The organism is Sphingomonas ginsenosidimutans (genome assembly GCF_002374835.1).
Classification (GTDB): domain Bacteria; phylum Pseudomonadota; class Alphaproteobacteria; order Sphingomonadales; family Sphingomonadaceae; genus Sphingomonas; species Sphingomonas ginsenosidimutans.
On the sequence record NZ_NWVD01000006.1, the window covers coordinates 70,284 to 85,737 of the forward strand.

Genomic DNA, 15,454 nt, shown 5'->3' on the forward strand with positions numbered 1-15,454 from the left:
CGATGTAACGGAGACGCGCGCGCGAGTCATCGGGGTTGCGCGGTGTGGGTGAAAGGGTGCGTCATCCCAGCGAAGGCCGGGATTTTCTGCCGGGCGGGCGGGGCGGATGATCGCGGGAGACCCCGGCTTTCGCTGGGGTGACGTTCCTTTCGGCGCCCCCTATCGCCGCAGCAGGCCGCCCAGCACGCCGCGCATCACCTGGCCCAGCAGGCCGCCGCCGGACCTGCCGCGGCCCGACCCCAGCACCGCCTTGGTCACCTCGTTCGCCACCGTCCGCCCGATCGCGGAGGAGGCGGAGCGGGTGGCGGAGGTCATCGCCTTGCTCCACGGGTTGTTCGCCGCCTCGCGCTCGGCGGCGCGGCGGGCGCGGTCGTCCTCGCGCGCCTGGCGGTCGGCGTCGCGCTGCGCGGCGATGCGCACGCGTTCGGCGTCCCTGGCGGCCTTCGCCTGCTCCTTTGCGGCGAGCGCGGCGGCCTTGTCCGCTTCGTCCTGCGCCCGGGCGGCGGCGACCGCGGCGGCGGCCTCCTGCGTCTTGGCGGCCAGCAGTTCCTCGGCCGAATCGCGATCGACGATCGTGTCGTATTTGGCGCCGATCGCGTCGGTCTGGATCAGCACGCGGCGTTCCTCGGGCGTGACCGGTCCGACGCGGCTGGCGGGTGGGCGGATCAGCGTGCGCTCGACCGGCGCGGGCGCGCCATCGGGCTGGAGCAGCGAGACCAGCGCCTCGCCGGTCTTCAGCTGGGTGATCGCGCTCGCCACGTCGACCGCCGGATTGGGGCGGAAGGTCTGCGCCGCGGCGCTGACCGCTTTCTGGTCGCGCGGGGTGAAGGCGTTCAGCTTGTGCTGGATGCGGTTGCCGAGCTGCCCGGCGACCTTGTCGGGGATGTCGATCGGGTTCTGGGTGATGAAATAGACGCCGACGCCCTTCGACCGGATCAGCCGGACGACCTGCTCGATCTTGTCCATCAGCGCATCGGGCGCGTCGTCGAACAGCAGATGCGCTTCGTCGAAGAAGAAGCACAGCTTCGGCTGGTCGGGGTCGCCGACCTCCGGCAAATGTTCGAACAGTTCGGACAGCAGCCACAGCAGGAACGTCGAATACAGCTTCGGGCTGGCCATCAGCCGGTCGGCCGCCAGCACGTTGACGAGACCGCGGCCCCGGTCGTCCACGCCGAACAGGTCGTCCAGATCGAGCGCGGGTTCGCCGAAGAAATGGTCGGCGCCCTGCGAGCGCAGCTGGAGCAGCGCGCGCTGGATCGCGCCGATCGACTGTTTGCCGACATTGCCATAGGTGACGGTCAGCTCGTCGGCGCGCTCCGCGCAATGCGCCAGCATCGCCTGCAGATCGTCCATGTCGATCAGCAGCAGTCCGTCCTGATCGGCGACGTGAAAGGCGATCGTCAGCACGCCTTCCTGCACCTCGTTCAGCCCCATCAGCCGCGCGAGCAGCAGCGGCCCCATCTCGCTGACGGTGGTGCGGATCGGGTGACCCTGTTCGCCGTACAGGTCCCAGAACTGCACCGGCGTGTCGGCATAGGCCCAGTCGGTCATGCCAATCTGTGCGGCGCGCGCGGCGAAGATCGGATGCGTCTTGGCGGCCGGGGATCCGGCCATGGCGAGGCCGGACAGGTCGCCCTTCACATCGGCGACGAAGCAGGCGACGCCCGCGGCGGAAAAGCCCTCCACCACGCCCTGCAACGTCACCGTCTTGCCGGTGCCGGTCGCCCCGGCAATCAGCCCGTGGCGGTTGGCGCAGCGCAGGTCCAGCCGCTGCGGCGCCACGCCGCCCTCGCCAGCGCCGATGAAGATGCCGTCGCTCACTCGTCACTCTCCCCACAGGCGAAAAGGGCCGCCGCATCCGATGATGCGACGGCCCCGATCACGGTGCAATGCGGCGCTTACTTGATCTTCACCGCCATGAAGACGCCGCTGGTGCGCTGGCGCGTGATGTTCAGCAGCACCTGCGGCCGGCCCTGCGCCTTGGCCGCGGCGACGACGCGCGCGACGTCGGCGGCGGTGCGCACCGGCTGCGAGTTGATCGAGGAGATCACGTCGCCGCGCTTCAGCTTCTGCCCGGCGTCGCTGGACGGATCGACCGCGCTGACGACGACGCCCTGCACCGTCGAATCGACCCCGATCGCGCGCGCGATCTGCGGGGTCAGCGGTTGGACGGTGACGCCGATCGAGCTGGACGCGGGCGCGACCGCGCCTTCGTCATCGTCGCCCGGCAGGCCGTCGTCATCGCTGCCGCCACCGGTGAGCGCGGCCATCTGGTCCTCCGGCGGGCGCGTCGCGACCGTGGCGGCGACCGTGGTCGGGCGACCGTCGCGGATCACATCCATGCGGATCGTCGAACCCGGCGCGGCATTGGCGACGAGGTAGGACAAGGTGCGGTCGGGCGTCACCGCCTGGCCGTTGATCGCGGTGACGACGTCGCCCTGGCGCAGCCCGGCCTTGGCACCCGGACCGCCCGGTTCGACCCGGCCGATGATCTCGCCCTTGTTCTTCGGCAGGCCCAGCGCCGCGGCGATATCGTCGTTCACCGGCTGGATGCCGACGCCGAGATAGCCGCGCTGGATCTTCTGACCCTTCATCAGCGTGTCGATGATCGGCTTCGCCTCGGTCGCGGGGATCGCGAAGCCGATGCCGATGTTGCCGCCCGACTGCGAATAGATCTGGCTGTTGATGCCGATCACCTCGCCGTTCAGGTTGAACATCGGGCCGCCCGAATTGCCCTGGTTGATCGCGGCATCGGTCTGGATGAAGCTGTCGAACGGGCCGTTGCCGGTCGAACGGTGCACCGCCGAGACGATGCCCGCGGTGACCGTGCCGCCCAGTCCGAACGGCTGGCCGATCGCGACCACCCAGTCGCCGACACGCGCGCGTCCCGAATCGCCCATGCGCACGAACGGCAGCGGGGTGGGCGAATCGATCTTCAGCACCGCCAGGTCGGAGGTGGGATCGCGGCCGATCAGCCTGGCCTTGTATTCCTTGCGGTCCTGCAGCGTGACGGTGATCGATTCGACCGTCGCGCCGCGCGCCGCCGGCGCGATAACGTGGTTGTTGGTGACGACATAGCCGTCCGCCGAGATCAGGAAGCCCGAACCGAGCGACTGCCCCTCACGCGTGACCGGCGCGCCGCCGCCCCCGCCGCCGAACTGGCCGAACAGGTCGCCGAACGGCGTGCCGGCGAACGGATTCGCCTGCTGCTGGACGGTGACCTTCTGGGTGGTGGAAATGTTGACGACCGCGGGTTGCAGCTTCGCAACCAGGTCCGCGAAGCTCATCGGCGCGCCGGCGCGCGGCGCGGCGGCGGCGATGCTGCCCGGTTCGTTCTGGGCGACTTGCGCGGTCGCCGGATTCTGCAGCGTCAGCGACGCGGCGGTGCCGCCGAGCAGAAGGGCGCCGGTAAGGGCGTAGGCGTAACGCACTTTTCTCATGTCCTTCTCAATCACCCATTCAATGTAAGGAGGAACGATGCGTCATCCAGTGCCGGACGTGCGATGAACGCGGTTTGAATGTGAACGCATCGACAGCTGTTTCTGTCCCGGCCCGCCGTGGCGCGCCGGAACGACGTCAATTGCGTCCGCGCCCGTTGAATTCGCGCAGATAGGCGTTGTTCGGGCTCATGATGATGTTGGTCGATCCTTCCGGTGCCGGCCCGCCGTCCGCACCGAAGGTGTGGCGGTAGCTCTGCATCGCGCGATAGAAATCATAGAAATCGGCATCCTTGCTGAACGCGTCGGCATAGACGCGCGCGGCCTGCGCATCCGCTTCGGCGCGGACGATCTGCGCCTGCTTCTGCCCCTGCGCGCGGATCGTGTTCGCTTCCTGCTGACGCGCGGTGCGCATCCGCTGGAGCGCGCTTTCCAGCGGGCTGCCCTCCGGCAGGTCGGCGTGCTTGATGCGCACGTCGACGATCTCCGCGCCATATTGGCGGGCATAGCGTTGCAGTGACGCCTGGATCGCGTCCATCACCTTGCCGCGTTCCGGGCTGAGCAGCACCGAGAACGGCACCTTGCCCAGTTCGTTGCGCAGCGCCGTGCCCAAGAGCGGGCGCAGCTGGTCGGCGACGCGCTCCTCTGTGTTCGACGTGCTGCCGGTCGAGGTCACCGCCTTCAGCGGATCGACGATGCGGAAGCGGGCGAAGGCATCGACGTTGAGCCGCAGCTGGTCGGTCGACAGCACCAGCGTGTTGTCGAGATCGGCGTCGAGCACGCGCTTGTCGACCCACACGATCTTGTCGACGAACGGGATGCGCGCGATCACGCCAGCGCCGGTGTTGCCGATCGTCTGGCCCGGCTGCCACTGGTTGACCAGCCGGATCGGGTTGTTGAGCCGCAGGACGACCGCCTGCTGCGTTTCGGGCACGATCGCGAAGGTCGCGGCCGCGAGGATGGCGACGATCAGCGCGGCGAAGCCGAGCGCGATCGGATGGCGGAACCAGTGCGGCATCACCGCTGCCCCCCCTGCGCGGGCTGGGCGGGCTGGGTGGGGGCGGCGGGCGTGGTGGCATCGCCCTCGCCGGGTTCACGCAGGCGGCGGCCCTCGCCGAGCGGCAGATAGGGCGTCACGCCGGGCGTCTCCACGATCGTCTTGTCGGTCCTGGCCAGTACGGCCTCCATCGTCTCGTAATACATGCGGCGGCGCGTCACCTCGGGGGCGAGGCGATATTGCTCGTACACCTGGTTGAACGCCGACGCCTCGCCCTGCGCGCGCGCGATCACCTGCTGCGAATAGGAGCGCGCGTTGTTGAGGTTGCCGACCGCTTCCTGCTGCGCGGCGGTGACGGCGTTGAAATCGTCGGCCAGCTGGGGCGGGGCGGATGCCTGCTTGATCGACACGCCCTGGACGCGCACGCCCGCTTCGTAGCTGTCGAGGATTTCCTGCATCATCTGCGCCACGCGCGCCTCGATCGTGGTGCGGCCCGCGCCGATCGCCTCGTTCAGCGTGGTGGTGGCCAGTACCGCGCGCATCGCGCTTTCCGCGGTGGCGCGCACGGTTTCCTGCGGATCCTTGATCTCGAACACGTAGTCGCGCGGGTTGGAGACGCGCCAGCGCACGGTATAGGCCAGGTCGATGATGTTCTGGTCGCCGGTCAGCACCATCTCCCCGCCTTCCTGCGGGAATTCGTCGGTGCGTACCTGTTCGACGTCCACCTTCGTCACGTTGACGATCGGCGCGGGCAGGGTGAGGCGGATGCCCGGTTCGAGTTCGCCGGCGTAGCGCCCGAAATAGGTCACCACGCCGCGCTGCTGCGGGCCGATCTGGTGGAAGGACGTGAGCAGCAGCCACAGCCCGACCAGCAGCGCGATGCCGATCAGCCACAGCATCCGCGCGTTGGCGCCCGCCTGCCACTGCGGGCCGCCGCCACCGCCGAACCCGCCGCCGCCGTTGCCGCCGCCGCGCGCCTTCTTGAGGAATTCGTCGAGCGCGGTCGGCTTCGCCGCGGGGCGGCGCCCGCCGCCGGGGGGCGTCGACCACGGGTTGCGCGGGCCGGCACTGTCGTCCCCGCCGCCGCCCCATGGGCCATTGTCATTGTTGTCGGCGGCAAGGATGATCGGGCGCCGGAGCCAGCGTCGCAGGATGGTCATATCCGCCTTTATAGGAGCGGCGCGCCCGAAAAACAGTGCCAAGCCGCACGAGCGCGCGTAACGGATCATGTCCATGAGCGAAATGCAGGTGAAGGACGCGGTGCGCGCCGTCGCGGGCGACCGTGCGACGGTGCGGATCGAGGGGCAGCGGATCGGCGTGGTGGTCGATGCGACCGGGCTGGACGCGACCGCGCGCGACGCGCTGGAGGCGAGCGTGCGGATGGCCGCGTCGCTGCCCGGACATGAGGTGCGCGTGGTCGTCACCGCCGAGCGGGTGGCGCGGCGGATCGTCGCGGTCGCCAGCGGGAAGGGCGGGGTGGGCAAGTCGACGCTGTCCGCCAATCTGGCGATCGCGCTGGCGCGCGCCGGGCGGCGCACCGGGCTGGTCGATGCGGATATCTACGGCCCGTCGCAGCCGCGGCTGATGGCGGTGGAGGGCACCCGGCCGCAGGCGCGCGACAAGGTGCTGCTGCCGGTCGCGACGCCCTATGGCGTGCCGCTGCTGTCGATGGGGCAGCTGGTGGAGCCCGGCCGCGCGATCGCGTGGCGCGGGCCGATGACCGCGGGTGCGCTGGGCCAGCTGGTCGATGCCGACTGGGGCGCGACCGATACGCTGGTGGTCGACCTGCCGCCGGGTACCGGCGATGTCCAGCTGACGATGGTGCAGAAACATCGCCCGGCCGGTGCGGTGATCGTATCGACGCCGCAGGACCTGGCGCTGATCGACGCGCGCCGCGCGATCGACCTGTTCCAGAAGGCCGGCGTGCCGATCATCGGGCTGGTCGAGAACATGGCCGGCTATGCCTGCCCGCATTGCGGCGAGGTGTCGGACCCGTTCGGGCGCGGCGGCGCGGAGGCGGCGGCGGCGGAGGCGGGGATCGCGTTCCTGGGGCGCGTGCCGCTCGACATCGCGATCCGCACCGCATCGGACGCAGGGCAGCCGCCCGCGGCGACGGACGACGACCGCGTGTTCGCGCCGATCGCGGCGCAGGTGGCGGCGTGGCTGGCGGCGCATTGACGCCGCGCCACGCAACCGGTGCGGTGGTGGCGCCCTATCCCCGGACGGGAGGGCCGTCATGCGAGAGGCGCCGGTCGCGGTGGCGCTGTCGGGACCTTCGGGTCCGGGCCAAAAATCGGTGTCCGGACCATCTGCCGGGTTCAGTGGGAATGTACGACCGGCATGCCGATATCGCCGTCCGCGCTGTTCGCATGGCGTAGGCGTCGAGCGGGGCGATCGCCGTCATCAAGGGGTTATACGCATGCGACATCCCGGGTGCCGAGCCACCACGTTCAGGGAGTTGCATGGATATGACCGTTTCGGCCGGTTCGGCGCGTGTGAAGCATCGCGGCCGCCAGCTTCTGGCGCTGCTGTTTGCCATGCCGCTCATGCTTGGGGCGCGGTCCGCGCCGCACGCCGCGACCGTCGAGGGCCTGCCGGCGTCGCTTCGCATCGACCAGATGCGCGTTCTGGGATCGCACAACAGCTACAAGCCCTATCCCAATGCGGCGGCAGAGGCGCGCATTCGCGCGCTTGCCCCCGCGGAATGGGAAGCGTTGGCTTATGGCCATCCTTCGCTGGAGACGCAGCTGACGCTGGGGCTGCGGCAGATCGAGATCGACGTCGCGCCCGATCCGGTCGGAGGCCTTTATGCCGAACCCTATCTGATGACGACGCCGGAATCCCGCGCCGCGATGACCGCGCCGGGAGCCAAGGTATTGCATATCGCGGGCCTCGATGTCGCCAGCCATTGCCTGACCTTCCGCGCCTGTCTCGACACGTTGCGGCGCTGGTCGGATGCCCATCCCGACCATCTGCCGATCACGGTGCTGGTCAATGCAGCGGCATTTGAACCCGCCCCCGGTCGGTGGCCGCATGCCGCGCGCTTCGATGCGGCCGGGCTCGACGCACTCGACGCCGATCTGGCGGCGGTGATCGGGCGCGACCACATCATCACGCCCGATGCGGTGCGCGGTCTCGATGCCACGCTTGCCGCCGCGATCCGTGCGCATCGCTGGCCGCGCCTGGCGGATGCGCGGGGCCGGTTTCTGTTCGTGCTGGATGGTTCGGACGCCTATGAAGACCTGTACCGCACCGGGCATCCTTCGCTGCGCGGACGGTTGATGTTCGGATATTATCCGGAGGATGCCCCGGAAGCGTCGGTCTTCAACATTCAGGACGCCCGCCGGGAAGGCGCGCATATTCGCCAGCTGGTATCGGCGGGCTTCCTGGTGCGTACCCGTGCCGATGCCGACACGCGCGAAGCACGGGCGAAGGACCGCAGTCGGCTCGACGCGGCGATCGCATCGGGCGCGCAGTTCGTCAGCACCGATTATTATGACGGCGCCCCCGATCCGGCCAACTTCGGCTATCGCGCGGCCTTGCCGGGCGGGTGGCATGACTGCGATCCCGTCACCGCCCCACGCTGCGCACACTGACCCCCGGCATAAAAAGGGGCGGCCGGCATTGCGCCGACCGCCCCCGGGCGGGTCACAGGACCGTCCGATTACATCCGGTAGGCCAGGTTGAGCAGATAGGTGCGGCCGGTTTCGATATAGCCGCCCGAACGGTCGACCGACAGCAGCGTCTGCTTTTCACCATAGGTCGCCCAATAGTTCGACGCGTTCAGCAGATTCTGCAACGACGCGCCGACGGTGAGCCGCTTGCCGATCGTATAGGTGGCCGACAGGTTCAAGAGGGACGTCGGTTGCAGATAGGTGTCGGGTTGCGGGGTACGAACGTCGATCAGCTTGTTGCCCGTGTAATTATAGCTGACCCATGCCGAGACCGGCCCGTGATCGTAATAGAGTTCGGCGTTGAACATCACTTGCGGCGCGTTCGGCATCCGTCGCTTGGCGCGGAGATTGTTCGTGATCGGAATGGTCGCGTCGGCGCGCTGCAGCGTCAGGTTGGCCTGAATGCCCAGCCCGTCGAGCAGCCCCGGCAAGTTCTTCAGGCCGTAACGGGCGAAGACTTCGATCCCGTACACCGTCCCCTTGCCGCTCGAATCGTTCGACGACAGGACGACGGCGTCGTCGCCCGGCTTCGAAATGCCGACCAGCGTCGTATCGGTCGATGTCGCGAACCACACATTGCTCAACCGCTTGTAATAGAGCGCGGTCGAGAAGAAGTCGGACCCCGCCCCGGCGAATTCGACCGATCCGTCGACATTCCAGGCTTCCGTCGCCTTCAGGTCCGGGTTCGGGACGGTCATCCCGACGATCTTGCGCACCGGCTTGTTGTCGATCAACTGCGTATCATATGCGATCGTCGTCGGGCCGACGAGCAGTCCGAAGGGCGGCCGCGTATAGCTTTTGCGCACCGACGCGCGGTAGACCATCGTATCGCTGGGGCGGTAGGAGGCGATCAGGCTCGGCAGCCATTGGTCATAGCTTTTCGTGCTGGTCGCGAAGTGCCCCACGGAACCACTCTTGTCCGACTCCGTCTGCCAATAGGTCGCTTCGAACCGGTTGCGTTCGAACCGCACGCCCGGCACGATTTCCAGGCCGCCGAATTTCAGATTGGCGAGCAGGTAGGCGCTGAAGCGCTGTTCCGTACCATCCTGCTTCTGCTGGTTGAGCACGTTGGGATCGACGGTGGCCAGCTTGCTGAGCGACAATTGCCGCGCCTGCCCCTCGATATAGTCATGGTCGTAGATGTAGAGCGGGATCTGCGCGCCGCCATGCATGAAATCGTTGACGCGCGTGCCGGGAGCCTTGTCCAGGGTGGGGATGTTCGCGCCCGAGAAGTCATATTCCAGCGCTTCGTTGATGCCATTGGAATCCCGGTCCGCCGATTCATACTTCAGTCCGGCCCGGATCGCCGAAAGCCCTTCGTCCGCCAACGTATAGGTGAAGTTCACCGCGCCTTCGCCCTTGGCCTCGGTCACATGCTCGAACTGGACGATCGAATAGACTTCCTGGAAATTGGCGAAATTGGTCAGATAGCTGTTCGCTGCGGAATCGAGCACGACATGCGGAGCGATCGGATCGGCGGCCTTCGTCACCAGGCGAAAGGTTGCCGTGCCGGTGTTGGTGCCGCCGATGTAGGCCGGCGTCTGGTACTTCGCCTGAAGGCGGAAGGGGTATTCGGTCTTGCCGCGCGAATAGGCACCGTAGAAATCGACCACTGCCTTGTCGCTCAGACGCAGGTCGCCGCCCAGCTTGCTGGTGACGAGGCGCTGATTGCTGTGTTCGGTACGGAAGTAGTTGCTGGCGCCGGTGCCGTAGATTGCCGCATAGCCGTCCGCATTATAGTCCCCGCCGCCGGGGTTCGGATTGACCTGCCCCGAGGACAGGCCGACGACGCGGATCGCGGTCTGATCCATCCAGCTCTTCAATCGATATTCGCCATAGGTCGTGCGCGAATAGAGGTTGAGCGCATCACTCCTCCACTCAAGGTTCACGGTGCCGCCGAAACGCTTGATGTCGTTCTGATAGACGTTCCAGGCCACGCCGCGACCGAAGGCATTGTCCAGATTGTCGCGGATGTCGCCCGGAATATTCTTGTTATATTTGATATAGTCTTTGTGCATGGTCACGGCTTCGCCATACACGTTCTTCTGGCCGTAATAGGCGGAGGCATAGATGCCGAAATCGCCGAACTGCTGTGCCGTTTCGACCTGGGCGGTGCCACCCAGATAATCCTGGTCGCGCGCGGCGGCGCGACCGTTGACCTGCCCCTGCGCGCGGACCTGGAGATAATGGTTCGGCAGGCTGAACGGCGATGCCGTGCGAAAATCCAGGACGCCGGCGATGGCATCGCCATCCTGCGCGGCGGTCGGCGCCTTGTCGACCCGCACCTCGGCCAGCGCGAAGGGCGACAACAGGTTCATCGAAATGGCGCGATTGTTCGCGTTGGTCTGCGCGATGCGGACGCCATCGAACTGATAGGCGTTATAGCTCGAATCCAGGCCGCGGATCGTTACATATTGCGCCTCGCCGGTCGCCGCGGCGTTATATCCCTGATCCACCGAGGAGCTGACGCCCGGCAGGCGGGTCAGCAGATCGGCGAGATTCTGTTGCGGCTGCGCGCGCAGTTCCTCGCCGGACACGATCGTGGCGAGGGATCCGCTCGCGAGCTGGTCGGTCTGCGCCTGGCGGCGGGCGCGCAACTTGCCGTCGATGACGATGTCGGTATTGCCCGTCTCCTTGCCGTCGTCGGTGTCCGGCGCAATCGCTGCGGCATCGATCGTCGCGGCGGTGGTGTCCGACGGTCCTGCGCGCGTCGCGGCGAAGGCGGGGCTTTGCATGGCAAGCACGAGCGCAGTGCTGCCGAACAGGCGTGCAAAACGCCAGTCAAGGCTTCTGTACAACGGATTTCCCCTTTGGTGCATGACCCATGATCAAGACGGCTGGTGAGATCGGTTGGCGAAGCCCCCCGGCGACCCCCTCGTCATGTGATCGTGCCGCTAGCAGTCGATTATTACGCACCCGTTTCGAATTTAAGGTATGCGTAAGACGGTTTCCGGCAGGACGATCCCGAGCCGGCATCGGCGTCTTGCGCGAATGTCACGGCCGCTACGCAATGTTGGTCTATCGGGCGGCATGGTCATGTCACATCGCATCCGCGCCATCGCGCTGACCGCCTGTATCGCCACGCTTCCCGCAGCGCCGGCCATGTCCCGGCCCGCGCCGGCGGTAGCCCCCCCGCCCGTGATGCGCATCGTCCTGCTGATGCGGCATGGTGTGCGCGCGCCGCTGCGGGGCGAAGTGCCGGATGGCACGCGCACCGGCGCGCCGTGGCCGGTATGGAATGTCCCCGATTCACAGATCACCCCCCATGGAGCTGCCGCCCTGCGCGCGCTGGGGCGGGCCGACCGCCGCTGGTTCGCGCGGGCCGGGATACTGCCGGCGACCGGTTGCCCGGCCGATGGCGTCGTGCGGCTGTGGGCCAACACGTCCTCGCGTACCATCGCCAGCGGTGAAGCCTATGCGGCGGGGTTGGCGCCGGGCTGCCCGCTGCCGGTCGGCCACCGTTCGGCGCCGGGCGCCGATCCGCTGTTCGAGCCGTTGAACACGCGACCGGCCGGATTCGACGCCGCTGCCGCTGCACTGTCGGTACAATCCTATACCGGCGGGGTCGACGCGCTGGCGATGCGCCACCGGGCCAGCCTGGCGTTGCTCGACCATATCCTTGGCTGCCCCGCGCCCGGCCCCTGCAGCCCGGTCGCCCCCTCGACGGTCGCGCCGAGCGGCGACCGCCACGATATCGCGGTCACCGGCCCGATCCGCGCTGCATCGGGCACCGCGCAGGTCTTGATGCTCCAATATCTCGAAGGGATGCCGATGGCGCGGGTCGGGTGGGGACGGGCGACGCCGCAAATGCTCGAACGGATCGGCGCGGTCCATGGCGCGCTGTTCGATCTGTATGCGCGTCCCCCCTATATGACCGCGTTCCAGACCGCGCCTACCGTCGCCCGGATCGCGGCCGACTTCACCCGCCCGGACGCGCCGCGCGTCGACATGCTGGTCGGCCATGACACCAATGTCGCCGCGCTGGCCGCGGTGCTGGGGGTGACGGTGAAGGCGCCCGGCTTCGCGGCGGGCGATCCTTCCCCCGGTGGTGCGCTGGCGGTGGCGCTTGTCCGTGATGCGCATGGCCTGCCGGCTGTCCGCCTGTGGTATCGCAGCCAGAGTGCCGCCGCGATCCGGGCCGCCGCCGACCGCGTGACCTGGACGGCGCTGCCGCTGGCGGGATGCGACGATGGCCCGGCCCATGTCTGTCCGCTGCCGCGCTTCCTTGCCCGGCTGCGCGCGGGGACGGTGGTGGCGGACGGTCTGCAGGGGGAAACGGGATCCGCCGACCCGCCCCGGCTGGGCGTGGCGCCGGTGGGCGAGCGGGGGTGAGCGGCGCGGCGCTGGCGCTGCTGCTGGTCGCGGCGCAGGACGACGGCGCGCTGCTGGCCACCGCCGCCAGCCGGCTGTCGGCGATCCCGACGGAGTCGCGCACGCCGGGCCGCTACCGCATCGACGGCACGCCGCGGGTGGACGACGACAAGGAACGCGCGCTTGGCACGACCGGCGGGCAATGCCAGGTGGTCGGCGCGCGGATGTGCACCAAGCCGCCGCGGACATGGTGGCGCGGGCAGTTGCCGCGATAAGCGGCTAACCGAGAATGCGCCGGTAAAGCGCGATATAGGCGTCGGCCATCCGGTCGATGCTGAACCGGTCGGCGACCGCGCGGCGGCACGCGGCGCGGTCGATCGTGTCGGCGCGTTCGATCGCGGCGATCGCGCCGGACAGGTCGTCGACCAGGAAGCCGGTGACGCCATCCTCGATGATCTCCGGCATCGACCCGCGCCGCGTCGCGATCACCGGGGTGCCGCACGCCATCGCCTCCACCACCGACAGGCCGAACGGCTCGTCGAAGTTGATGAGGTGGAGCAGCGCACGCGCCCCGCCCAGCGCCCGCACCCGCGCCTGCCCACCGACCGCGCCGTGATAGCGGATGTCGGCATCCAGTTCGGGCGCGACGGCGCGGTCGTGATAGCCCTGGTCCTGCACGATCCCGTACATATCCAGCGCCCGGCCCGATGCCCGCGCGGCGGCGATCGCCTCCGCCGCGCCCTTGTCGGGATGCAGCCGGCCGAAGAACAGCAGGTCGTCACTGCCGACCGGGTCGAACGCGAAATCGTCCAGCGGGATGCCGTGGTGGATCGTCGCGGCATAGCGCAGCGCCGGGTGCCGGTCGGCGTCGCTGATCGCGACGTAATGGACGCGATCCTGATAGGGCGCGTACATCGGCAGGATGCGGTCGGACGAGAAGCCGTGGATCGTCGTCACCATCGGCGTATCGACCAGCGGGGCGAAGGCGTGCGCGGGGAAATCCGCCTGGTTGTGGATCAGGTCGAACCGGTGGCGTTGCGCGAACAGGTGCGACAAATGGCGATATTCCCACACCTTCGCATCGATCGACGGGTCTTCAGAGTATGGCGCGGGCACCACCCCGTCGAGCGTCGCGGCGGTGACGCTGTCGAGTGTCGCGAACAGCGTCACGTCCACCCCGCGCGCCACCAGCGCCTCGGTCAGCAGGCTGGTGACCAGTTCCCACGGGCCGTAATGGCGCGGTGGCGTGCGCCACGCGATCGGGGCGAGCATGGCGATCTTCATGGGTGGTTGTCCTTTGTCCTTCCTGTCATCCCGGCGAATGCCGGGGTCCAGCGGCGGGCGTGTCGTGTGATGCGGATATGTCGCCATCTGGACCCCGGCCTTCGCCGGGGTGACGGTCAGCGGATGATGATCCCTTCGTCGGCGCGCAAGGTCTCGTGCGCCGAACCGGGCAGGGTGGACAGCAGCGTTTCACCCCTGAATGGCAGCGGTTTCGCCTCATGGCTCAGGTTCAGCGCCACCCGCAGCACCGCGTCGCCGTGGCGGCGTTCATAGGCCAGCACCCCGTCCGCCGCATCCAGCAGGCGGAAGTCGCCCACCGCCAGCGCCGGATGCGCGCGCCGTAATGCCAGCAGCCGGCGGTACAGCGCCAGCATCGACCCCGGATCGCGTTCCTGCGCTGCGACGTTGCGGATGCGCCAGTCGGGGTTGATCGGCAGCCACGGATCGACGGTGCTGAACCCGGCGTGTGGCGTCGCGTCCCACGGCATCGGCGTGCGCGAGCGATCGCGGCCGATGCCGATGCCGGGCTGGCGCAATTCCTGCGGATCGCGGACGCGGTCGGGGGGGATATCGACCTGTCCGATCCCGATCTCGTCGCCCTGATACAGCGTCGGCGTACCGCGCAACGTCAGCAGCAGCATCGCGGCGACGCGCGCCTGCGCCTCGCCGACCCGCGCGGCGATGCGCGGCGCGTCATGGCTGCCGATCACCCAATTGGGCCAGCCGTGCGGCGGCAGCGATGCTTCGTAGGCGGCGATCATCGCGCGCAGCCTGGCGGCGTCCCAGCCATTTTCGATCAGCTGGAAATTGAACGGCAGATGCACCTGCGGCCGCTCCGGCGTGCCGTACCAGCGCGCATGGCGATCGTTGGGGAGGAAGATCTCGCCGATCAGCACGCGATCGCCGCCATAGCCGTCGGCAATCGCGCGCATCTCCGCCGCGATCGCATGCGCCTCGGGCTGGTCGGTGGAATGCTGCTGGATCAGCCGGTCGCGCTCGGTGATGCCGGGGCGCCAATAGGGATTGGGCGGGTTGTCGGGGAAGCCCTCCGCCTTCACGATATGCCACAGCACGTCGATGCGGAAACCGTCGACGCCGCGATCGAACCAGAAGCGCAGGACGTCGAACATCGCCGCGCGCAGTTCAGGGTTGCGCCAGTTGAGGTCGGGTTGCTGCTTCAGGAAGGCGTGCAGGTAATATTGCCCGGTCGCCTCGTCCCACTCCCATGCCGGGCCGCCGAAATCGCTGATCCAGTTGTTGGGCGGTCCGCCGTCGGGGGCGGGATCGCGCCAGATATACCAGTCGCGCTTCGCGCTGCGGCGGCTCGACCGGCTGTCGAGGAACCACGGGTGGCGATCCGAACTGTGGTTGGGGACGAAATCGAGCAGCAGCTTCAGGCCGCGCGCATGAACCGCCGCCAGCAGCCGGTCGAACGCGGCGAGATCGCCGAACAGCGGATCGACCCCGCAGTAATCGGCGACGTCATAGCCGAAATCGGCCATCGGCGACGGGAAGATCGGCGACAGCCAGATCGCGTCGACCCCCAGCGCAGCGATATGATCCAGCCGGCGTTCGATCCCCGCAAGATCGCCGACCCCGTCGCCATCGCTGTCCTGGAATGAACGCGGATAGACCTGGTACACCGTCCCGCGCCGCCACCACGGCATCTCGTCCCCCACGCCCCTCGTCCTTTCGCTGCGTCGGGGCAGATAACCGCCGAGGTGCGCAAGCGTTCATGTCTGTTGCGTAAC

At 68.3% G+C, this 15,454-nt stretch carries 11 protein-coding genes; 4 read left to right on the plus strand and 7 right to left on the minus strand.

What is annotated here, in order from left to right; genetic code table 11:
* Nucleotides 1-159: 159 nt before the first annotated feature.
* The 4 genes from COA17_RS13285 to hflK form a co-directional block, all read right to left on the minus strand.
* Nucleotides 160-1,821 (minus strand): helicase HerA-like domain-containing protein, encoded by a 1,662-nt coding sequence (locus COA17_RS13285; RefSeq protein WP_096613076.1) that lies wholly within the window; start codon nucleotides 1,819-1,821, stop codon nucleotides 160-162.
* A gap of 77 nt (nucleotides 1,822-1,898) precedes the next feature.
* Nucleotides 1,899-3,431, minus strand: coding sequence for a Do family serine endopeptidase (locus tag COA17_RS13290; RefSeq protein WP_096613078.1), 1,533 nt, complete (start codon nucleotides 3,429-3,431; stop codon nucleotides 1,899-1,901).
* Between the two features lie 145 nt (nucleotides 3,432-3,576).
* Nucleotides 3,577-4,455 (minus strand): protease modulator HflC, encoded by an 879-nt coding sequence (hflC, locus tag COA17_RS13295; protein WP_096613080.1) that lies wholly within the window; start codon nucleotides 4,453-4,455, stop codon nucleotides 3,577-3,579.
* On the minus strand, nucleotides 4,455-5,594 hold the full coding sequence (gene hflK / locus COA17_RS13300) for a protease modulator HflK (protein WP_096613198.1): 1,140 nt from the start codon (nucleotides 5,592-5,594) through the stop codon (nucleotides 4,455-4,457). Before hflK ends, hflC begins: the two co-directional genes overlap by 1 nt.
* A 73-nt stretch (nucleotides 5,595-5,667) precedes the next feature.
* Between hflK and COA17_RS13305 the strand changes: the two genes are divergently transcribed.
* Both COA17_RS13305 and COA17_RS13310 read left to right on the plus strand, forming a co-directional pair.
* Nucleotides 5,668-6,612 carry an Mrp/NBP35 family ATP-binding protein gene (locus tag COA17_RS13305; RefSeq protein WP_096613082.1) on the plus strand — a complete coding sequence of 315 codons (945 nt, stop codon included), beginning with the start codon at nucleotides 5,668-5,670 and terminating at the stop codon, nucleotides 6,610-6,612.
* A 290-nt stretch (nucleotides 6,613-6,902) separates the two neighbouring features.
* The gene (locus tag COA17_RS13310) at nucleotides 6,903-8,030 is read left to right on the plus strand and encodes a Ca2+-dependent phosphoinositide-specific phospholipase C (protein WP_245857805.1); all 1,128 of its coding nucleotides are present in this window, start codon (nucleotides 6,903-6,905) and stop codon (nucleotides 8,028-8,030) included.
* Nucleotides 8,031-8,098: 68 nt separating this feature from the next.
* On the opposite strand, the gene COA17_RS13315 is transcribed toward COA17_RS13310, so the two are convergent.
* Nucleotides 8,099-10,843: a TonB-dependent receptor gene (locus COA17_RS13315; protein WP_096613084.1), complete on the minus strand. Its 2,745-nt coding sequence runs from the start codon at nucleotides 10,841-10,843 to the stop codon at nucleotides 8,099-8,101.
* 301 nt (nucleotides 10,844-11,144) lie between these two features.
* Between COA17_RS13315 and COA17_RS13320 the strand changes: the two genes are divergently transcribed.
* The gene (locus COA17_RS13320) at nucleotides 11,145-12,440 is read left to right on the plus strand and encodes a histidine-type phosphatase (protein WP_217991015.1); all 1,296 of its coding nucleotides are present in this window, start codon (nucleotides 11,145-11,147) and stop codon (nucleotides 12,438-12,440) included.
* On the plus strand, nucleotides 12,437-12,694 hold the full coding sequence (locus COA17_RS13325; protein WP_096613086.1) for a hypothetical protein: 258 nt from the start codon (nucleotides 12,437-12,439) through the stop codon (nucleotides 12,692-12,694). Before COA17_RS13320 ends, COA17_RS13325 begins: the two co-directional genes overlap by 4 nt.
* A 4-nt stretch (nucleotides 12,695-12,698) precedes the next feature.
* On the opposite strand, the gene COA17_RS13330 is transcribed toward COA17_RS13325, so the two are convergent.
* Together COA17_RS13330 and COA17_RS13335 are read right to left on the minus strand one after the other, a co-directional pair.
* Nucleotides 12,699-13,703, minus strand: coding sequence for a glycosyltransferase family 4 protein (locus COA17_RS13330; protein WP_096613088.1), 1,005 nt, complete (start codon nucleotides 13,701-13,703; stop codon nucleotides 12,699-12,701).
* A 116-nt stretch (nucleotides 13,704-13,819) separates the two neighbouring features.
* Complete coding sequence (locus COA17_RS13335) at nucleotides 13,820-15,370, minus strand: alpha-amylase family glycosyl hydrolase (protein WP_096613202.1); 1,551 nt, start codon at nucleotides 15,368-15,370, stop codon at nucleotides 13,820-13,822.
* Nucleotides 15,371-15,454: the final 84 nt, after the last annotated feature.

Excerpts from the sequence above, each read along its gene's own strand:
- hflC (WP_096613080.1), bottom strand. The coding sequence starts at position 4,455 with ATGCCGCACTGGTTCCGCCATCCGATCGCGCTCGGCTTCGCCGCGCTG.
- hflK (WP_096613198.1), bottom strand. The coding sequence starts at position 5,594 with ATGACCATCCTGCGACGCTGGCTCCGGCGCCCGATCATCCTTGCCGCC.
- COA17_RS13305 (WP_096613082.1), top strand. The coding sequence starts at position 5,668 with ATGAGCGAAATGCAGGTGAAGGACGCGGTGCGCGCCGTCGCGGGCGAC.
- COA17_RS13310 (WP_245857805.1), top strand. The coding sequence starts at position 6,903 with ATGACCGTTTCGGCCGGTTCGGCGCGTGTGAAGCATCGCGGCCGCCAG.
- COA17_RS13315 (WP_096613084.1), bottom strand. The coding sequence starts at position 10,843 with ATGCAAAGCCCCGCCTTCGCCGCGACGCGCGCAGGACCGTCGGACACC.
- COA17_RS13320 (WP_217991015.1), top strand. The coding sequence starts at position 11,145 with ATGTCACATCGCATCCGCGCCATCGCGCTGACCGCCTGTATCGCCACG.
- COA17_RS13330 (WP_096613088.1), bottom strand. The coding sequence starts at position 13,703 with ATGAAGATCGCCATGCTCGCCCCGATCGCGTGGCGCACGCCACCGCGC.
- COA17_RS13335 (WP_096613202.1), bottom strand. The coding sequence starts at position 15,370 with ATGCCGTGGTGGCGGCGCGGGACGGTGTACCAGGTCTATCCGCGTTCA.